This is a genomic window from Paracoccus sp. SSJ (assembly GCF_030234105.1).
Lineage (GTDB): Bacteria > Pseudomonadota > Alphaproteobacteria > Rhodobacterales > Rhodobacteraceae > Paracoccus > Paracoccus denitrificans.
In genome coordinates, this window is sequence record NZ_JASSPE010000015.1 from 21931 (window position 1) to 41456 (window position 19526).

At 70.0% G+C, this 19526-nt stretch carries 17 protein-coding genes; 8 read left to right on the top strand and 9 right to left on the bottom strand.

From position 1 onward, the window contains the following. Positions 1 to 38: 38 nt before the first annotated feature. The 6 genes from QPR87_RS15875 to QPR87_RS15900 all read right to left on the bottom strand — a co-directional run bounded on the left by QPR87_RS15875 (position 39) and on the right by QPR87_RS15900 (position 10916). Positions 39 to 395 carry a DUF779 domain-containing protein gene (locus QPR87_RS15875; RefSeq protein ID WP_011748651.1) on the bottom strand — a complete coding sequence of 119 codons (357 nt, stop codon included), beginning with the start codon at positions 393 to 395 and terminating at the stop codon, positions 39 to 41. Between the two features lie 2 nt (positions 396 to 397). Next, positions 398 to 1432: an alcohol dehydrogenase AdhP gene (adhP, locus tag QPR87_RS15880; protein WP_011748650.1), complete on the bottom strand. Its 1035-nt coding sequence runs from the start codon at positions 1430 to 1432 to the stop codon at positions 398 to 400. Between the two features lie 83 nt (positions 1433 to 1515). Beyond that, positions 1516 to 3042 carry an aldehyde dehydrogenase gene (gene adh / locus QPR87_RS15885; protein WP_011748649.1) on the bottom strand — a complete coding sequence of 509 codons (1527 nt, stop codon included), beginning with the start codon at positions 3040 to 3042 and terminating at the stop codon, positions 1516 to 1518. 106 nt (positions 3043 to 3148) lie between these two features. Beyond that, positions 3149 to 4147: a GAF domain-containing protein gene (locus QPR87_RS15890; RefSeq protein ID WP_049792328.1), complete on the bottom strand. Its 999-nt coding sequence runs from the start codon at positions 4145 to 4147 to the stop codon at positions 3149 to 3151. Positions 4148 to 4301: 154 nt separating this feature from the next. Beyond that, positions 4302 to 9803: an alpha-2-macroglobulin family protein gene (locus QPR87_RS15895; protein WP_285050291.1), complete on the bottom strand. Its 5502-nt coding sequence runs from the start codon at positions 9801 to 9803 to the stop codon at positions 4302 to 4304. Between the two features lie 57 nt (positions 9804 to 9860). Next, positions 9861 to 10916: a quinoprotein relay system zinc metallohydrolase 2 gene (locus QPR87_RS15900; protein ID WP_285050293.1), complete on the bottom strand. Its 1056-nt coding sequence runs from the start codon at positions 10914 to 10916 to the stop codon at positions 9861 to 9863. Positions 10917 to 11055: 139 nt separating this feature from the next. Here QPR87_RS15900 and pqqA point away from each other — a divergent pair, with 139 nt between their 5' ends. The 6 genes from pqqA to QPR87_RS15930 all read left to right on the top strand — a co-directional run bounded on the left by pqqA (position 11056) and on the right by QPR87_RS15930 (position 15101). Next, the gene (gene pqqA, locus QPR87_RS15905; protein WP_024843519.1) at positions 11056 to 11148 is read left to right on the top strand and encodes a pyrroloquinoline quinone precursor peptide PqqA; all 93 of its coding nucleotides are present in this window, start codon (positions 11056 to 11058) and stop codon (positions 11146 to 11148) included. Positions 11149 to 11214: 66 nt separating this feature from the next. Further along, positions 11215 to 12105, top strand: a complete 891-nt coding sequence (pqqB, locus tag QPR87_RS15910) for a pyrroloquinoline quinone biosynthesis protein PqqB (protein WP_104491611.1) — start codon at positions 11215 to 11217, stop codon at positions 12103 to 12105. Further along, complete coding sequence (gene pqqC / locus QPR87_RS15915; protein WP_285050296.1) at positions 12102 to 12896, top strand: pyrroloquinoline-quinone synthase PqqC; 795 nt, start codon at positions 12102 to 12104, stop codon at positions 12894 to 12896. Before pqqB ends, pqqC begins: the two co-directional genes overlap by 4 nt. Continuing rightward, a complete protein-coding gene (gene pqqD, locus QPR87_RS15920) occupies positions 12893 to 13201 on the top strand; it encodes a pyrroloquinoline quinone biosynthesis peptide chaperone PqqD (RefSeq protein ID WP_011748643.1) in 309 nt (102 codons plus the stop codon). Before pqqC ends, pqqD begins: the two co-directional genes overlap by 4 nt. Next, positions 13198 to 14334, top strand: coding sequence for a pyrroloquinoline quinone biosynthesis protein PqqE (gene pqqE, locus QPR87_RS15925; RefSeq protein ID WP_011748642.1), 1137 nt, complete (start codon positions 13198 to 13200; stop codon positions 14332 to 14334). The genes pqqD and pqqE overlap by 4 nt, the downstream gene beginning before the upstream one ends. Continuing rightward, positions 14331 to 15101 carry a quinoprotein dehydrogenase-associated SoxYZ-like carrier gene (locus QPR87_RS15930; protein ID WP_285050298.1) on the top strand — a complete coding sequence of 257 codons (771 nt, stop codon included), beginning with the start codon at positions 14331 to 14333 and terminating at the stop codon, positions 15099 to 15101. The genes pqqE and QPR87_RS15930 overlap by 4 nt, the downstream gene beginning before the upstream one ends. On the opposite strand, the gene QPR87_RS15935 is transcribed toward QPR87_RS15930, so the two are convergent. Genes QPR87_RS15935 through QPR87_RS15945 form a run of 3 tightly spaced genes read right to left on the bottom strand, consistent with a single transcriptional unit; the run spans position 15089 to position 17448 of the window. Continuing rightward, on the bottom strand, positions 15089 to 15679 hold the full coding sequence (locus tag QPR87_RS15935; protein ID WP_285050300.1) for an ATP-binding cassette domain-containing protein: 591 nt from the start codon (positions 15677 to 15679) through the stop codon (positions 15089 to 15091). The genes QPR87_RS15930 and QPR87_RS15935 overlap by 13 nt on opposite strands. Beyond that, positions 15669 to 16451 carry an ABC transporter permease gene (locus QPR87_RS15940; RefSeq protein ID WP_011748639.1) on the bottom strand — a complete coding sequence of 261 codons (783 nt, stop codon included), beginning with the start codon at positions 16449 to 16451 and terminating at the stop codon, positions 15669 to 15671. Before QPR87_RS15940 ends, QPR87_RS15935 begins: the two co-directional genes overlap by 11 nt. A 7-nt stretch (positions 16452 to 16458) precedes the next feature. Next, entirely contained in the window at positions 16459 to 17448 is a 990-nt protein-coding gene (locus QPR87_RS15945) for an ABC transporter substrate-binding protein (protein WP_285050302.1), read from the bottom strand. A gap of 188 nt (positions 17449 to 17636) precedes the next feature. Here QPR87_RS15945 and QPR87_RS15950 point away from each other — a divergent pair, with 188 nt between their 5' ends. Both QPR87_RS15950 and QPR87_RS15955 read left to right on the top strand, forming a co-directional pair. After that, positions 17637 to 18347: a response regulator transcription factor gene (locus QPR87_RS15950; protein WP_011748637.1), complete on the top strand. Its 711-nt coding sequence runs from the start codon at positions 17637 to 17639 to the stop codon at positions 18345 to 18347. Beyond that, positions 18344 to 19525: an FIST N-terminal domain-containing protein gene (locus QPR87_RS15955; RefSeq protein WP_011748636.1), complete on the top strand. Its 1182-nt coding sequence runs from the start codon at positions 18344 to 18346 to the stop codon at positions 19523 to 19525. The genes QPR87_RS15950 and QPR87_RS15955 overlap by 4 nt, the downstream gene beginning before the upstream one ends. Position 19526 lies beyond the last annotated feature (1 nt).

Here is a 19526-nt window from a genome sequence, read left to right on the forward strand (position 1 = left end):
ACGGACGGCTTGGGGGAGGCCGTGCGCCCGTGCCGCGGTCAGAGCCGGCAGATCTCGGACCGCACCAGGAAGCGCCGCTCGCGCCCGTTATCCAGGCTGAACATGCCGCCGCGACCGGGCACCACGTCGATGATCAGGCGGGTGTGCTTCCAGGCTTCGTATTGGCTGGCCGAGATATAGAAGGGCATGCCGCCGATCTCGCCCAGCTTCACGTCATGCTGGCCGATGCGGAATTCGCCCTGCGGATAGCACATGGGCGAGGACCCGTCGCAGCAGCCCCCGGACTGGTGGAACAGCACCGGCCCGTGATCGGCGACGATCTCGGCCAGAAGCGCCAGGGCTGCGGGCGTGGCCTCGACCTGGTCCGGCCCTGCGGGGGTGGCGACGGGTTCCATGCTCAGCCCGCCATGTCCAGCACCATGCGCCCTTCGATCTGACCTTTGTGCATCTGGCCGAAGATGTTGTTGATGTCTTCGAGCTTTGCCTTGTGCACGGTGGCCTTGACCTTGCCGTCGCCGGCGAAATCCAGCGATTCCTGCAGGTCCAGCCGCGTGCCCACGATCGAGCCGCGCACGGTGATGCCGTTCAGCACCATGCCGAAGATGTCCAGCGGGAAGTCGCCCGGGGGCAGGCCGTTCAGCGCCACCGTGCCGCCGCGTGCGACCATGCCGATGGCCTGCTCGAAGGCCTTGCGGCCGACCGCCGTCACCAGCACGCCCTGTGCGCCGCCATCGGTCTGTTTCCTGATCGCCGCCGCCGGGTCGGGTTCGGTCGCGGCGTTCACCGTCACCGTGGCGCCCAGCTTGCGGGCCAGCGCCAGCTTTTCGTCGTCGATGTCCACGGCGGCGACGTTCATGCCCATGGCCTTGGCATATTGCACCGCCATATGCCCCAGCCCGCCGATGCCCGAGATCACCACCCAGTCGCCGGGCTTGGTATCCGTGACCTTCAGCCCCTTGTAGACCGTGACGCCCGCGCAGAGCACCGGGGCGATGTCCAGGAAATCGACGTTCTTCGGCAGGTGGCCGACATAGTTCGGATCGGCCACGACGTAATCGGCAAAGCCACCGTTCACCGAATAGCCGGTGTTGAGCTGGCTTTCGCACAGCGTTTCCCAGCCGCCCAGGCAATGCCGGCAATGGCCGCAGGCGGTGTAGAGCCAGGGCACGCCGACGCGGTCGCCCTCCTTGACGTGCTTGACCCCGGCGCCCACGGCCGAGACGAAGCCCACGCCTTCATGGCCGGGAATGAAGGGCGGGTTCGGCTTGACCGGCCAGTCGCCCTCGGCCGCGTGCAGGTCGGTATGGCAGACGCCCGAGGCCTGGATCCTGACCTGGATCATGCCGGGGCCGGGTTCGGGGACCGGCACCTCGTCGATGGTCAGGGGCTTGCCGAATTCGCGCACGACGGCGGCTTTCATGGTTTTGGCCATGAGAGGGCACTCCTTGCAGTTGCTCTTGGGGGAGGGAGGGGGAGGCGTGCCGGGCGCAGGATGACATGCGCCCGGCCATTCCATCAGAAGAAGCCCAGCTTCTTGGGCGAGTAGCTGACCAGCATGTTCTTGGTCTGCTGATAGTGGTCCAGCATCATCTTGTGCGTCTCGCGTCCGATGCCCGACTGCTTGTAGCCGCCGAAGGCCGCATGGGCCGGATAGGCGTGGTAGCAGTTGGTCCAGACCCGGCCGGCCTTGATGCCGCGGCCCATGCGATAGCAGGTATTGGCATCGCGCGACCACACGCCGGCGCCAAGGCCGTAAAGCGTGTCGTTGGCGATCTCCAGCGCCTCGGCCTGGTCCTTGAAGGTGGTGACCGAGACCACCGGGCCGAAGATTTCCTCCTGGAAGATCCGCATCTTGTTGTTGCCGCGAAAGATCGTCGGCTCGATGTAGTAGCCGCCCGAAAGCTCGCCGCCCAGGTCGGCCGCCTTGCCGCCGGTCAGCACTTCGGCGCCTTCCTTCTTGCCGATGTCGAGATAGCTGAGGATCTTTTCCTTCTGCTCGCTCGACGCCTGCGCGCCGATCATGGTGTCGCTTTCGCGCGGATCGCCCTGCTTGATCGCCTGCACGCGCTGGACCGCGCGTTCCATGAACTTGTCATAGATCGATTCCTGGATCAGCACGCGCGACGGGCAGGTGCAGACCTCGCCCTGGTTCAGCGCGAACATGGTAAAGCCTTCCAGCGCCTTGTCGAAGAAATCGTCATCCTCGCGCGCGACATCGGCAAAGAAGATGTTCGGGGACTTGCCGCCCAGTTCCAGCGTCACCGGGATCAGGTTCTCGCTGGCATATTGCATGATCAGCCGGCCCGTCGTCGTCTCGCCGGTGAAGGCGATCTTGGCGATGCGGTTCGAGGATGCCAGCGGCTTGCCGGCTTCCAGCCCGAAGCCGTTGACGATGTTCAGCACGCCCGGCGGCAGCAGGTCGCCGATCAGGTTGGCCCAGACCATGATGCCGGCCGGTGTTTGCTCGGCCGGTTTCAGCACCACGCAGTTGCCGGCGGCGATCGCGGGGGCCAGCTTCCAGCAGGCCATCAGCAGCGGAAAGTTCCAGGGGATGATCTGGCCCACCACGCCCAGCGGCTCGTGGAAGTGATAGGCGACGGTGTCGTCGTCGATCTGGCTGATCGAGCCCTCCTGCGCCCGCAGCACGCCGGCGAAATAGCGGAAATGGTCGATGGCCAGCGGCAGGTCGGCGGCCATGGTCTCGCGGATCGGCTTGCCGTTGTCCCAGGTCTCGGCGGTGGCGAGCAGCTCCAGGTTCCGCTCCATCCGGTCGGCGATCTTCAGCATGATGTTGGCGCGCTCGGCCGGGCTGGTGGCGCCCCATTTCTCCTTGGCGGCATGGGCGGCGTCCAGCGCCAGCTCGATGTCGCCGGCCTCCGAGCGCGCGATCTGCCCGATCTCGGCGCCGGTGATCGGGGTGGTGTTGGTGAAATACCTGCCCGAGACGGGCGCCACCCATTCGCCGCCGATGAAATTGTCGTAGCGTTCCTCGAAGGGCAGCGCGTTCACGCCCCGGAAGGGATGCGTCTGGTCGTTCGGCATGATGTTCCTCCTGTCATTCCGGCTCCTCCAGCCGGTTGCACAAGAGGGTGTGCCCTGGGACTGCCTCGGGTCAACGCGGGCAGGCGCGCCGCTGCCCCGATGTGTTTCAGGGGCGAGACAGTTTGCCGGGATTTTCGTCGATGCCCAGCCGCGCCATGCGGCGATAGAGCGTCGCCCGTCCCACACCCAGCGCGCGGGCGGCGGCCGAGACATTGCCCTCGGCCCTGGCCAGCGCGCGAATCACGGCGGCGCGTTCGGCGCGCTCGAACCCGGTGGCGTCGTCCTGCCGGCCCAGCAGGTCCGAGGCCGGGCGCGGGCGCAACTGCCCCTCTTTCTCCAGGCCGAAGGCGCGGCGGGCGGCGCGGTTCGCGCCGATGGCCAGGTCGTCCTTGTCCACCGCGATCAGCAGTGTGCCGTCCTCGGCTCCCTCGGCCTCGGGCGCGATGATTCGCGCGCCGGGGAACGAGACGCGGAAGAACGCCGCCTCGATGGCCCGGGCGCTGTGCGCGACCTGCGCCGCGATCAGCGCGTTCAGCCGCTCGGTATGGTCGGCGCGGGCCGAACTGATGTCCAGCGCCGCAATCAGCCGCCCGTCCGGTCCCCAGATCGGCGCGTCCATGCAGGAAAGCCCGGCGTTGCGGGCATAGAAATGTTCGTCGCGGTGGATGGTGACCTGCCGCCCCTCGGCCAGGCAGGTGCCGATGCCGTTGGTGCCCTGCACCGCCTCGGACCAGTCCATGCCGCGCCACAGACCCCAGCCGCGAAAGGTGGCGGCGTCGCCCTGGCTGACGCGATGTTCCAGAACGATGCCCTGCGCGTCGGTCAGCAGCAGGTTGCAGCCGGTCGGGCAGACCAGCTGGAACAGCTGGTCCAGCTGCGGCCGGGCCACGGCGATGAAGCGGTCCATGCGCTCGACGCGCTCGGACAGCTCGCGCTCGGTCAGGCGGCGCGGCTCGGGCGGCCGGGACGGGTCCAGCCCGTGCTTGAGCATCGAGCGGCGCCAGCTTGCCGCCAGCCGGGTGACGGCGCCGGGCGATTGCGAGGCCTGCACCACGCGGTCCTCGTGGCGGGCTGCGGATGGCGTTACCGGGCGGGTCTCGGGCAAGGCGTCCTCCCCTTCCTTACGCGATGGCGGGATTATTGCCCGTCCGGGCGCCGCGGGGCAAGCAATGCTTTCGTGAAGCGCCCGCAACGAAGCACCCCGGCCTTTCGGGGGCCGGGGTGCAGGGGTCGGGTGCCAGGGGTCCGGTTCCGGCGGTTCAGGGCGTGACGGCGACGGTGCCGCTGTCCGACCAGGCGCGGAACTCGGGGCGATACATGTCCTCGACGCTGGCGGCAGGATGGCGGAACTCGCCCGGCGTCACGGCGCGCACGATATAGGCCAGCCGGAACCGCTCGGCCGAGGTCCAGGTCAGCGCCGCCGCAAAACGGTCGGCGCGGAACTCGGTCATCTCGGCCGAGGTCTCGGCCTCCAGCCAGTCCAGCGCAGAGACGTCGCCGGCGCGCAGCAGGTTCGGGTTGTCGATCTCCCACCCGGCGGGCAGGGGATCGGCGATGACCAGCCGCCCGCCGCCCTCGGATTGCGGCGCGATCTCCAGCTCGACCACCATGCGCGTGCCCTGTTGCAGGCTGGCGGGGTCCAGCGCCTCGCCCTCCATGCTGTAATAGCGCCGTGCGATGGTATAGCCCTTGCCGCCGGACGCGACCGGACCCGCGGGCTTGCCGGTCGCGGTCAGTGTCACCTCCAGCGCCTGCGTGCCGGTATTGGCAAGGCTCGCATCCGCCGGCAGGCTGGCCACCGGCTGGCTCAGCGCCACGCCGTTCAGCGTCGCGGGCGGGGTCGAGGTGAACAGCGATTGTGCCGCCAGCACCGTCCAGACCGATTCCTGGGTGGACAGGCTGCGGCCGTCCTCTTCGGCCCGCGCGATGCGCTCGGCGATCCGGCTGGTCAGGTCGGTGGTGTCGACGGCCTGCGTCTTCGCCTCGGCCGCCAGTGCCAGCAGCGCGGTGGCGTTGCGCAGCTTGGTGCCGTAATCGGCGCGGAAGGCATGCGGCTCGGGCGCGTCGAGGTTCAGCAGGTTCCGCGCCTGCGTGAACATGCGATCCGCCCGGCTCTGGTCGCCATAGGAGGCCAGCGCCGCGCCCAGATGGGCCGCGCCCATCGGGGTCGAGAACGATCCCGCGGCGGTATCGGCGTAATAGCGCAGGTCGCCCACCGTCGCCGCCCGCTCTCGTGCCAGCACCGCCAGCGCATAGGCCAGCGCCGCATTTTCCTCGGCCGAGGCGGCGCCGGGTTCGGTCGCGTAATTGGCGCGGTTCCTGAGGTTGTCGATGGCCATGCGGAAGGCGGTGTCCGGCACGCGATAGCCCGCCGCCCGCGCCCGCGACAGGAAGTCGGTGACATAGGCTTCCAGCCACAGATCGCCCGAATCGGCATACCACAGCCCGAATCCGCCATTCGAGCCCTGGCGGGTCAGGATCTCGGTGATGGCCTTCTGGACCTGCTCGGCCGTGTCTTCGCTGGCCACCCCTTCGACGGCGGCAAGGCCGGGCATGTAGATCAGCGGCATGGCGCCCGAGGTCAACTGCTCGGTGCAGCCATAGGGATAGCGTGCCAGCCGCATCAGCGCGCCCGCCACGTCCAGCCGGGCATAGGGGCCGATGGCGACGGTGATCTCGGCCCCGGGCAGCATGGTTTCGGTCAGGCCGGCGGGCACGGTCAGGCTTTGCCCCGGCTCGACCACCAGCCGGTCGCGGCGCTGCATGTCGGCCTCGTTCAGCGCGACGGGGATGGCGATGTCCTTGGTCAGCGCCTGCCCGTCCGGCGTGGTCAGGGTCAGCCGCAGATTGGCCAGCCCCTCGGCATCGCCCGCCGCGACGGGCATCTGCACCTGCGCCTCGGCCTTTTCGGCCAGGGTCACGGTGTCGGCCGGCAGGCTGGTGGTCAGCGGTGCCTCGCCGCCCACCTGCTGGACCGAGAGCCGCATCTCGCCGGCCGGACCCGAGGCATGGGTCAGTCGCAGCCCGACCTGCGCCCGGTCGCCGGGCGCGAGGAAGGCGGGCGCGGTCACGGTCATCACCACCGGATCGCGCACCAGGACCGAGGCATCGGCCTGGCCCAGCCCCTTTTCGGACCAGACGACGGCCATGACCCGCACCTCGCCGTTGAAATCGCCCACCGGCACCTCGATGGTCGCGGTGCCGTCCGCGCCCACGGTCAGGGGCCCCGAGAACCAGCTCATCAGCTTTTCGGTCGGCGGCGGCGCCTCGGCATTGCCGGCAAGGCTGGCATCGCCCCCCTCGCGCAACGCGCCATCGGGGGCGCCGGTCGGCAGGATCAGCCGCCCGTAAAGATCGCGCAGGGCGACGCCCAGCCGGCGCTGGCCGAAATAATGCTGCGAGGGGTTGGGCGGTTGGAACCGGGTCAGGTTCAGGATGCCCTGGTCGACGGCGGCGATGGTGGCATGCACCGTTTCGCCCGCCGCGCCCTCGACCTTCAGCGTCACCGGGATCGTGCCGCGCGGGCGGGTCTCGGCCGGCGCCTCGATGCTGGCGGCAAGCCTGCGGTCGCCGGGATCGACGGCGGCATGGGCCAGACCCAACGCGCGCACCGGCTGGCGGTCGCCGGGCTGCGCCTCGCCCAGCGGGCGGATGGCGCTGACGGTGACATAGACGCCGGCGCCCCAGTCGTCGGTCACCGGCAGGTCGATCCGGTTCTCGCCCGCCTTCAGTGCCACGGTCTGCATCGAGACCAGCCGGTTCGACAGCACCGAGACAAGGCCCAGCCCGTCGCTGGTCGCCTCGACCTGGACGCGCGCGGTCTCGCCGCTGCGATAGGCGGGCCGGTCCAGCGCCACCTTCAGGCGGTCGGGCGTCTGGGTTCCGGAATTCGCCACCGCGCCCCAGCCCGAGTAGAACTGCACCGAGCTTGGCCCGCCCTGGCCCGAGGCCGGCTCGGCCACCAGCTCATACTGGCCCCATTGGACCTGGACCGCGACCTCGGCCGGGCTCTCGCCCGGCTCGGCCACGCCTTCGGCGATGCGGGTGCGCGAGGTGATCACCTCCCAGTTCCACTGCCCGCCCAGCGAATACCATTGGTAGTCGGTGTCGACGCGGTTCAGAACCCAGCGCAGCGGCTCGGCCGCCGGTTTCAGGTCCGGGCCGACGGCGATGAGCGCAAAGCGCGCCTCGGCGTTTTCCGAAACCGTATCGCCCTCGAACAGCGGCCTGATGCCGACGGTCGGGGCCTCGGGCATGACCACGCGGGATTCGCTGCGCTCGACCGGACGGCCGGCGCCTTCGCGGATGTCCAGCACCACCTCGGCCTCGACCGGGCGGGGGCCGAGTTCGCCAGCGGGCGGCAGTTCGATCTGCGCCTGGTAATTGCCCTGTGCGTCGGTCACCCCCGCAGGCAGGCTGTCGGTTACCGGCGCGCTGTCGTCGTCGTGCGGGCCGAAGGCATAGCCGTCGAAACCGTCCAGGCTGCGGGTGGGCGACAGGCGCAACAACCCCTCGACCGGCAGGTTCGCGGCCGGCGCGCCGAACAGCCAATGCGCCGAAAGCGACAGCTCCAGCGTGCCGCCGGCGCGCGCCGGGCCTTCGGGCAGGCGCGGGGTGAAGTCGATGCGCTCGGGCAGGAAATCCTCGACCAGCATGCGCGCGGTGGCCAGCGCCGGGCCGTCCGCCTCGGTGCGCAGCTCCATCCGCCAGGTGCCGCGCGGGGCGTTGCCGGGGATCTGCCAGTTGACCACGCTGCCGCCGGCGCCGGCATCCTGCGCGGGCAGGCGCGTCGCCTCGACCCCGTCGGGACGCAGGATCACCGCGGTCAGCGGCAGGTTTTCCAGCGCCCGGGCCTCGGCATTGCGGGCCAGCACCGTCGCGTTCACCGTCTCGCCGACGCGGTAGGCGCCGCGGTCGGTGGTCACGAACAGGTCGATGGGCGGCGCGGGGGGCTGGCCCTCGACGCCGCGGTCGGAAAGGTCGAATTCGGGGCCCGAGAGCGACAGGAAGGCCATGTCGCGGGGCGCACGCTCGGCGCCCTCGCCCTGCCATTCGGTCACCGTGACCAGAGCCGGCGCGGCGCCTTCCTTGCCCATGGCGAGGCCCGACGCGAAATGCGCGATGCCGTCCGCATCGGTCGCGGCCTTGGCCAGCACCTCGTTCGAGCGGCTGATCAAAGCGACCTCGGCCCCCGCCTTGGCCGAGGTGTCGGCAAGGCTGCGCACGGCGACGGTCAGCCCGTCGGCGCCCGAGAAGGTGGAGATCCCGAAATCCGAGATCACGAACCATTGCGTGGCAAGCCCGGTATCCGAGACGTTCTGGTTCTCGATGCCGGCCTCGACGATATAGATGCCGGGTTCCAGCGGGCCGGCCTCGGCGGGAATGGCGAGGCTGGTGGTCAGTTCCTGGTTCAGGGTTTCCTGCCCCATCGGCCTGGCCACCTGCGCCGAGCCCTTCCAGACCTCGCGCGCCATGCGATCGCTGAAATAATCGGCGCGCCAGCTGTCCAGCGGCGTCGCGAACATGTCCTCGGCCATGGCGCGGATCAGGTTGCGGTCGGAAATGCGCAGCAGGCGCAGGTCGATCGTGTCGGCATTGACCGTCACCATGGACAGCCGCTGGTCGCCCGAGGCCGGCAGCACATAGGCGCGGCCGGGAAAGCGGACCGAGGGCGCGCGGTCGCGGACATAGCCTTTCAGCGTCACGTCGCGGGCCAGCGTCTCGCCATCGGCGGCGGGCAGGCCGGCGCGCAGGGTCAGCTCGACATCCTGGCCATGGGTCAGGCCGGCGACGCAAAGCCGCTCGCCATCGGCCTCGACGGTCAGGTCGCGGCCGGGCAGGCGCAGGAATTGCGCATAATCGGTGCCGGAGGAGAGTTCGCGCGACATCACCGCGCAGAAGCGCGGCATCTTGCCCTCGGCTTCGACCTGGGTGTCGGTGACGCGCAGCCCGTTGCGGGCCTGCGATTCCTCGAGCGCCTGGGCGATGGCGTCGTCGCCGGGCGAAAGCCGCGCCGCCAGCCGCAGCGCCGACAGCGCGTCGCGGCCGCGGTCCAGCCGCTCCCACGCCATGGCGAGCCAGGACAGCGCCCGGGCCGCCACCGCATCCTCGCCCGCCCGCAGATAGCCGTTGATCGCCATCGAAGCGATGGCGTTCGATGCCTCGCCGTCGCCCTGGTTGCTGGTATAGAGCGTCAGCCGGGCGAGATTGGTCCAGTCGGCGGGCCGGTCATAGCGTGCGACCTCGGCGGCGGTGATCCGCGCCGCCAGCGCCAGTTCGCCCGAGGCTTCGGCAGCCTGCGCGCTGCCCTGCGGATAGTCCGCGCCCAGCGGCGGGTGCAGGGCCGGAAAGGATCGGGCCAGCGATTGCGCGGCGGCCAGATCCTGCGGCGCGACGAAGGGGGCGGCCTTGGCACGGGATTCGGCGCGCGGCCGTTCCTCGGCCGTGGTCGCCACGACATGGCCCGACAGCGCGCCGGCAAAGGCGGTCGCGGTGCCCGTGCCCTCACCCTTGGGGAAGCAGGCGCGGGACCGCTGGTTGTAGGTCAGCGCGCGGCAGTCGTCATTGCCCAGGCATGCCTGCACGCAGGCTTGCAGCGTGGTGTCGAAGATCGGCCCCAGGTCGCCGCCCGGCAGGTCGGTATCGGCCTGCAGGGACAGCCGCCGTTCGGGCAGCGGTGCATCCTGTGCCAGGGCCGCGCCGGTGACGAGAAGCCCGCCCAGGGCCGCCGCGATGAAACCGTGCCAGACGGGATGTGCCATGGCCTTACTCCTATCGTGCTCGGCATAGTTGTGGCACCGGCGCGCGGGCGAGGCAATCTATTCCCATTCCAGTTGCGCATAGGCCGCGGCGGCATTGCGCGCGGTGGTGCTGCGGAAATCGGCCCAGCCTTCCGAGACCGGCTGCATCGCCGCGACGATGGCCGGGATCGCCTGCGACAGCGGCAGGCCGGCGCCGATCGCCTCGCGCGTGGCGTCGCGCAGCGCGGTCAGGTATTGGCGCTGGGGCGTGACCGCCTCGTCCCAGCTTTCCACGACCGGGCCATGGCCGGGCACGATCAGCGCCGGCTCGGGGTCGGGCGGCGCGGCGATCCAGTCGAGCCAGCCCGCAAGCGAGCCGTCGAGCGAGGGGGTCAGGCCCAGGAACACCAGGTCGCCGGTGAACAGCGTGGCGGTCTCCTCGTCCAGAACGGTCATGTCGCTGCCGGTATGGGCCGAGGCGACCGGCGTCAGCCGCAACTGCCGGTCGCCCAGCGACAGCGCCTGCGGGGAATCGACGGTCTGGTCCACCGAGGCGATCCTCGTGCCGGCAAAGGCCGCCGCGCCGATCTGGCGCGGGACCGAGGCCATCCAGCTTTCCGCCCGCCGCGCCACCGCCTCGGGCAGGCGGGCATCGGCGACGATGGTGGCGCCGGCTTCGGAAAACACCTCGGCGCCCAGGATGTGGTCGGGATGCATATGGGTCAGGATCAGGTGGCTTATCGGCTTGTTTGTCACCTGCCGGATCGCGGCGTAAAGCGCCTCGCCCTCGGCGCGGCTGCCGCCGGCGTCGATCACCGCCACCGTCTCGCCGATGACGAAGGACAGGTTGGCGATCCGCCCGCGGTTCTGCGGCGAGATCTGCGCCATCGCGCCCTGATGCACATGGACGCCCGGCGCCGCCTCCTGCACGGTCAGGGCGGGCAGTGCGGCGGTTTCGACGCAGCGCGGCCCGTCGCCGGTCAGTTGCGGATGCCGGGCCAGCCAGTCGCGGGCGACGGGCGCGGCGCGCGCCTCGCAATCCTCGCGCGTGGGGGCGTCGCCGGCAGGCAGCAGGCGGGGCTGGCAGGTGGCGGGCTGGGCCGCCAGGCAGGCGGCAAGGACCAGATGGAACATCCGCTTTCCTTTCGCGCGGCAAGGCTAACACAAGCCCGCGACCCGTGCCATCTACGACCTTTGGCGTGTTGACTGAACGCCCAAGCGGCTTAGCATCGAAACAGCCGCATTCATGCGGTGACCTTGAGGAGGAGGACTCATGGCCTGGACCAAACCCGCGCCGAAGGAAATCGCCTGCGGCATGGAAATCAACATGTATGCCCCGGCCGAGGACGAGCCGGTTCTGTTCTAACCCGCCGGCGATATTCCCCGGCCCGGTCCCCGGCAGCCGGGGGCCGGGCCTGCCGGAGCCTTTCCCATGCGTATCGTGATTCTCGGCAGCGGCGCCGGCGGTGGCGTGCCGCAGTGGAACTGTGGTTGCCGCAACTGCGAGGCCGCGCGCGCAGGACGCATTCCCGCCATGAGCCAAAGCGGGATTGCCGTCTCTGCGAATGGCCGGGACTGGGCGCTGGTCAACGCCTCGCCCGACCTGCGCCAGCAGCTGGCCGCGACGCCGGCGCTGCGGCCCGGGGGGCTGCGCGGCTCTCCGATCCGCTCGGTGCTGGTGACCAACGGCGATATCGACCATGTCGCGGGCCTGCTGACCCTGCGCGAGGGGCAGGGGTTCGACCTGTTCGCGACCCCGGCCATCCATGCCGTGCTGGCCGCCAATCCGATGCTTGCCGCGCTGGACCCCCGCCTGGTCGCCCGGCGCGAGCTGGCGCTGGAGGAAAGCTTCGAGCTGGCGCCCGGCCTTGTCGCGCGGCTTTTCGCCGTGCCGGGCAAGGTGCCGCTCTACATGGAGGGCGAGCAGGTCGAGACCGACCTGATGGGCGAGCAGACCGTGGGCGTCGAACTGGCTGCCGAGGGGCGGCGGGTCTTCTATATCCCTGGCTGCGCCTCGGTTCCCGACTGGCTGCGCGAACGGATCTCGGGCGCGGATGCGCTGCTGTTCGACGGCACGCTGTGGACGGATGACGAAATGGTCCGCGCCGGCCTTGGGGCCAAGACCGGGCGGCGCATGGGGCATGTGCCGGTATCAGGCCCCGGCGGCAGCCTGGAGGGGCTGCGCGACCTGGCGCTTGGTGCCCGCATCTATGTGCATCTGAACAATTCGAACCCGCTGGTCGATCCGGCCAGCCCCGAGCGTGCGATGGCGCAGGCGGCGGGCTGGCAGATCGGCCATGACGGTATGGAGATCGCGCCATGAAACTTGCCGACCACCGCGCCCAGACCCGCGCCGAGTTCCACGAGCGCCTGAAGCGCATCGGCGCCGAGCGCTATCACGACCGCCACTCGTTCCACAAACGCCTGCATGGCGGGGAATGCACGCCCGACGAGGTGCGGGCCTGGGTCGTCAACCGCTGGCAATACCAGTCGCGCATTCCGATGAAGGACGCGGCCTTCCTGTCGCGGGTCGAGGATCCGCAGCTGCGCCGCATCTGGCGTAGCCGCATCGAGGATCACGACGGTGGCGTCGATCAGGGCGGCGGCATCCGGCGCTGGCTGGCGCTGGCCCGGGCGGTCGGCCTCGACCCCGATTACGTCGCCAGCGGCGCGGGCGTGATGCCCGCGACCCGCTTTGCTGTCGATGCCTATGTCCGCTTCGTGCGCGACATGCCGCTGCTGGATGCCGTGGCCGCCAGCCTGACCGAGATGTTCGCGCCCAGGATCCATGCCGAGCGCATCGAGGGGCTGCTGAAGCATTACGATTTCGCCGACGATGCCAGCCTCGCCTATTTCCGCAACCGGCTGAGCGAGGCGCCGAAGGATGTCGAATTCGGCCTGAACTATGTTCTGGACCGTGCCGATACGCTGGAAAGGCAGGATGCGGCGGCGGCGGCGCTGGTCTTCAAGACCGACGTGCTGTGGGCGCAGCTCGACGCGCTGTGGCACGGCTATGTGCAGGGCAACATACCCCCCGGCGCCTGGCGTCCGGGCGAGGGGCTTCTGGACGCGGCGATCCCCGAGCCGGCGCCCGAGGCCGCGGGTGCCTCATGAGCGCGGATCGCATCAGCGGGGCCGCGGTGCCCTATCTGCCGCGGGGCGTGCGGCTGCATGACGACCGCGTGCGCGGCATCCGCGTGCTGCTGGCGCCCGAGCGGGTGATCCAGCTCGACCCGGTGGGCCATGCGATCCTGTCGGAACTGGACGGCAAGCGCAGCCTGGCCGAGGTGATCGAGACGCTTTGCACCCGCTACGACGCGCCGCCCGAGCAGATCGAGGGCGACGTGCAGGAGTTCCTCCGCGACCTGATGGACCGGCGCATGGTGTTCCTGGACGGTGAAGCCGGGGGGCCGGCATGAGAGACGATCCCGCCCCCCGCGACATAGACGGCAACCCGGTCCGCGTCGGCCTGCCCATGGCCATGCTGGCGGAACTGACGCATCGCTGCCCGCTGGCCTGCCCCTATTGCTCGAACCCGGTCGAGCTGACCCGCGCCAGCGCCGAGCTGAAGGCGGCGGAATGGGCCGAGGTGTTCCGGCAGGCCGCCGGCCTGGGCGTGCTGCAGGTGCATCTGTCGGGCGGCGAGCCCGCCTCGCGCCGCGACCTGGCCGAGATCGCCGCCTCGGCCCGCGATGCCGGGCTTTACGTCAACCTCATCACTTCGGGGATCGGGCTGACCGAGGCGCGGCTGCGCGAACTGGACGGCGTGGTCGATCACATCCAGCTGTCCCTGCAAGGCATCGACGCCGAGATGGCCGACTGGATCAGCGGCTATGGCGGCAGCTTCGCGCGCAAGATGCAGGTGGCGCAATGGTCCCGCGCCATCGGCTTTCCGATGACGCTGAATGCGGTGGTGCATCGCCAGAACCTGGACCGGCTGCCCGAGATGATTGACCTGGCCGAAGAACTGGGCTGCCGGCGCATCGAGGTCGCGACCGTGCAGTTCCACGGCTGGGCCGACCTGAACCGCCGGCCGCTGATGCCGACCCAGGCCCAGGCGACCCGCGCACGCGAGGTGGTGGACGAGGCCCGCCGGCGCCTGCAGGGCCGCATGGTCATCGACTATGTGCCCGCCGACCATCTGGCAGCGTTCCCGAAAAGCTGCATGGGCGGCTGGGGCTCGACCGGGCTGAACGTCGCACCGGACGGCACCGTGCTGCCCTGCCATGCCGCCCAGACCATCAAGGGGCTGGCGTTCGAGAACGTGCGCGAGGTGCCGCTGGCCCGGATCTGGCACGACGGCGCCGCCTTCAACGCCTTTCGCGGCACCGGCTGGATGCCCGAGCCCTGCGCCTCTTGCGAGCGGCGCGAGATCGACTTCGGCGGCTGCCGCTGCCAGGCCATGGCGCTGGCGGGCGATGCCCGGGCCACCGATCCGGTCTGTTCGCGCTCTGGCCTGCATGCCCGGCTGCGCGCCGCGGCCGAGGCCGAGGCGGCGAGCGATTCGACCGTGCTGGTCTATCGCCGCATGACAAGGGAGAAGCGGGGATGAGACTGGCCTGCCTGCTTTTCGCATCGATGCTGGCCCCGGCGGCGCTGGCGGGCGAGGTGGCGAATCCCATGCAGCCCTCGGCCCTGTGGGACGACATGCGGCTGGCGGTGATCGGCATGGATGACGAGCCGCCGGTCGACCCGGCGATCTTCGACCTCGACGCGCCGCCGCGCGCCGACAATCCGGCGTTGGTGCCGGTGCGCATCACCCAGCCGCCCGGCGCTCCCGCGATCCGTGCGCTGGCGCTGGTGGTGGACGGCAATCCCGCGCCGGTGGCGGCCGAGTTCACATTCGGCGAGGCATTGATGCCTCTGGATTTCGAGGTTCGGGTGCGGGTGGACAGCTATTCCGACCTGCGCGCCATCGCCACGCTGGAGGATGGGCGCAAGGTCATGGCCGGGCGCTTCGTGAAAGCCTCGGGCGGCTGCGCGGCGCCAGCGGGCAAAAGCATGGACGAGGTGCGCGCCACCATGGGCGAGATGCGCTTTCGCCAGACCGAAGGGGATGGGCGCCAGGTCGGCACGCTGATGATCCGGCATCCGAATTTCTCGGGCCTGCAACGCGATCAGGTGACGCTGCTGACCATTCCCGCCGAGTTCATCCAGACGCTGGAGGTGAAGCAGGGCGAGGCGCCGCTGTTCACCATGGAGGCCGGGATCTCGATTTCCGAAGATCCGGTGTTCCGCTTTGCCCATGTGCCGGGCGAGGGGCCGGTGACGGTCCATGCCGAGGATACCGAGGGCCGGGTCTGGGATCAGTCCTTCTGAAGCCGCGCCGGATCGCCGGTCAGGTGCAGGGCGTGGGCTTTCAGCGCTGCGGCCTCGGCCGGGTCATGCGTGACCAGCACCAGCCCGGCGCCGCTGCGATCCAGCAGCGCGTCGGTCAAGGCCAGCATTCGTGCCGCCGTCCCGGTATCCAGCGAGGCAAAGGGCTCGTCCATCAGCAATATGTCCGGCCCGGCGGCAAAGGCGCGGGCCAGGGCCAGCCGCCGCTGCTGGCCCAGCGAAAGCTGGCGCGGGAATTTCGTCTCATGCCCCGCCAGTCCGACCTGCGCCAGCCAGTCGCGCGCGGTGGCCGCGTCGCGGCCGGTCGGAATGGTGATGTTGGCGACCGCATCGCGCCAGGGCAGCAGCACCGGCTCCTGGAACACCACGGCCAGGCGGTCGGCGCTGTCGAGCTGGCCGCGATAATCCGCGTCGAGACCGGCCAGGATGCGCAGCAGCGTCGATTTCCCGATGCCCGAGGGGCCGAGGATCGCCAGCCGCTCGCCCCGCGCGACCGAGAGCGTCAGTGGCCCCAGCACCTGGCGCGGGCCGAAGGACTTGGCTTCCAGTTCAAGCCGCATCCTGCCTCCAGCGGTTGGCGCGCGATTCCCAGGGTCGCAGCAGGATGAGGTCGATGGCCAGCATGACCGCGACGAAGGCCAGCGCCCAGGCCAGCACCCCCTCGACGTCGAAACTGGAAAACAGCAGGTGGATCTTGAAGCCGACGCCGTTCGAGCGGCCCAGGAACTCGACCACCAGCACGATCTTCCAGATCAGCGAGATGCCGGCCCGGGCCGAGGCGGCGACATGCGGCGCCAGTTGCGGCAGCACGACATGGCGCAGCCGCGCCCAGGGCCGCATGCGAAAGGCGCGCGCCATGTCGTCCAGGTCGGGGCGCAGCGCCCGCGTGCCCTCGCGGATCATCACCGTGACCACCGGGATCTTGTTCAGCGCCACGGCCAGGATGGCGGCGGTCTCGTTCAGCCCGATCCAGATATAGCACAGCACGATCACCACCAGCGCCGGCACGTTCAGCAGGATGATGAGGCCCGGGTTCAGCCATTGGTCGGCCCCGCGGCTGCGGCCCATCCACAGCCCCAGCGCCATGCCCGCCGCCATGGCCAGCGCAAAGCTGGCGACGACCCGGAACAGCGTCATGCCGGCGTTGAACCATAACTCTCCGCTGGCGCCCAGGCGCATGATGCGGGCGGCGACCTCCCAGGGCGCGGGCAGGGTCTGAGGCCGGTCGGTCAGTTGCGAGGCCAGCGTCCAGACCAGCAGCATGGCAAGGATCGACAGCACCCCCGGCACCAGGCCGGGTCGCAGCGAAGGGGGCTTGGGGGCTTCGGTCAAGACGGGATCACTCCGGCCACCAGAACAGGCCTTCGGGCAGGGTGGCGACGCCGCCGGTCAGTTCCTCGCCGCCAAGCTCGGCCATGGTGGCGAACATCCTTTGCGCATTGGCCGCATCGACCGGGCCGGGGGTGGGGATGCCGGCGCGCCAGCCGGCCCTCAGCGCCTGGAACTCGGCATCGTCGGCGGCTTCCATGATAGGGCGCAGCTCTTCCCAGACGGCATCGTCGCGGGCCAGCAGTTCCTTGGCGGCGCGGGATGCGCGCGCCAACCCCCCGGCCAGAGCCGGATTGGCCGCGATCCAGTCGTCGCGCAGCACATAGCCCAGAAGCGGCGTCGAAGGGTCGAGGCCCAGATCGCCGGCCGCCGTCTCGACCGACATGATCTCGCGCATGCCGCGCGCCGCCATCCTGGCCTGGAAGTGCCAGAAGTTGATCGCGGCATCGACCTCGCCGGTCTCGGCGGCGTTCAGGATCATCGGCGGGGCGCCGAAAACCTGCTGCGTCGCATCGGCCAGATCCTCGCCCAGCTTCTCGCGTGACCAGGCGCGCAGGATCAGCCAGCTCTTGTCCACCGGGCCGCCGGCGATGCCGATCCTTTTGCCGCGAAGATCGGCCAGCGACTGCACGATGCTGCCGGCGGGCACCATCACGCCCCCCACGGCGGTCGAATAGGGCAGGAAGCGAAAGCCCGTGCCGCGCGCCCGCTGCTGCGCCACCCACAGCCAGTCCGAGACGATGGTGTCGACCTCTCCGCCCTGCATGGCGACCTGGGTGGCGGGATTGCCTGCCAGGATCGTCGGCACCAGCCGAAAGCCGTTCGCGGTGTCGAACCCGCGGCTGCGGATCGTCTCGATCTCCCAGTTGACGGTGCCGTTCTCCAGCGTGCCGATGCGGATCGCGGGGGCCTGGGCCGTGCCTTGCGGATGGGCGGGCAGCGCCAGCCCGGCAAGTGCCGCGGCACCGGCCAGCAGGGTGATTCTGCGGCTGATTTTCATGGTGGCCTCCGCTTGGACCAGGTGAAAGTGACATGTGCCCGATTTTCGGCCAATACAACCGAAGTCGTAGCCGCAATCCGGGTCCGTCGTCCAACGGGCTTGCGCCGGCGGGCGGGGGTCTTAGAATGGACCCATAGAGGCCGGTGCGCCACCGCCCGGCCCACTATCGTTTCTTTGGGAGGAGAACGATGGCCTCAGCCGAAATGCAGTCGCAAGACCGCGTCGCATCGCCAAGGCTTTCCGCCGATCGCGTCCGCGAAATCCTGATCGTGGACGACCATCCGCTGATGTGCGACGCCTTGGCCCTGACGCTGAAGATCAGCTTCGGGCTCAGGAACGTGCGCACCGCCCGCAGCCTTGCCGCCGCGCAAGAGCAGATCCGAAACCAGGGCGCGCCGGATGCGGTGATCCTGGACCTGAACCTGCCCGACGCCAGGGGCGCCGAAGGGCTGGTGACGTTGCGTCGCCAGATCCCGGACGTGCCGATCACCATGATCTCGGCCGACCTGGAGAACGCCATGATCTCGGCCGCGATGGCGGCCGGGGCACAGGGATATATCAGCAAGTCGCTGGGCCGCGAGGCGCTGGTGGACAGCCTGCGCCGTATGTGGGAGGGCGAGCGGGTGACGCCCGACAGCTACCAGCCCGAACATGCCGGCGAAGAGGATGCGGCCCGGGCCGAACTGGCCCGCCGTTTCGCCACGCTGACGCCGCAGCAGATGAAGATCCTGCGGCTGATCTGCCAGGGCAAGGCGAACAAGGAGATCAGCTACGAGCTGTCCATCGCCGAGGCGACGGTCAAGACCCACATCACCGCGATCATGTCCAAGATCAACGCCCGCCGCCGCACCCAGGCGGTGCTTCTGGCCAATAGCGTCAGGCTGTTCGAACCGGCATGAGCGCGGCCTTGCCCGAACCCTGGCCCGGCGCACGGTCCGAGGCGCGGCCGGTCGTGCTGCCGCCCGCGCCCATCGCCGTCTCGGTGCCCGCCGCCGGCGCGGATACCGCCCGGCGCATCGCCGATGCCATGGCGCCCTTGCGGCCGGCGCTGGTGCTGCTGTTCGGCATGCCGACCGAGGGGCTGCCGGCATTGGGCGCTGCGCTGCGCGAGGTGCTGGGCGAGGGCTGCCGCGTCGTCGGCTGTTCCTCGGTGGGCGAGATCGGCCCCCGCGGCTATTGCGCGCAGACGGTGACGGCGCTGGGATTTCCCTCGGCCAGCTTCCGGGTCGGCGTCTGCGTGCTGCGCGACCAGGCGCTGGTGCCGGTGTCGGAATGGATGTCCACCCTGCGCCGCTTTCACGCCGATTTCCGCCCCGACCTGCGGCGCTCCAGCTTTGGCGTGCTGCTGGCCGATGCGCTGGCTCGCCAGGAGGACGTGCTGACCGCGACGCTGGATGCGGCGATCCCCGGCCTGCCGATCGTCGGCGGCTCCAGCGCCGAGGGCATGCGGTTCGGCCCGACCTGCCAGATGGTCGACGGTGCGGAGCATCCCGGTGCGGCGCTGTTTCTGCTGGTCGAGACCGATCTGGCGGCGGCCGAGGTTTCGTTCCAGCATTTCAGCCCGACCGACCGCCGTGCCGTGGTGACGGCCGCCGACCGCCACAACCGCGTCATCATGGAGCTGAACGGCGAGCCGGCGGCGCAGGAATACGCCTTGCTGGCGGGGATTCCCGTCGAGGCGCTGACGCCGACGGAATTCGCCCGCCACCCGCTGCTTTTGCGCACCGGCAAGCGCCACCACGTCCGCGCCATCCGCGCCATTACGCCCGAGGGCGGCTTGCAGCTTCTTTCGGGGATCGAGGCCGGCAACATCCTGACGCTGGGCCGGGCGATGGATATGACGCGCGGCTTTGCCGAGGCTCTGGACGCGCTGCCGCGCCCGCCGCTGATGGTGCTGGGCTTCGATTGCGTGCTGCGGCGGCTGGCGCTGGAACGCGCCGGCATGGACGGGCAGATGTCCGAACTGCTGGCACGCTATCGTGTCGCAGGCTTCAATACCTATGGCGAGCAGCACAGCGGCATGCATGTGAACCAGACCTTCGTCGGCATGGCGCTGATGCCGCCCGAGCCGGGTTGAA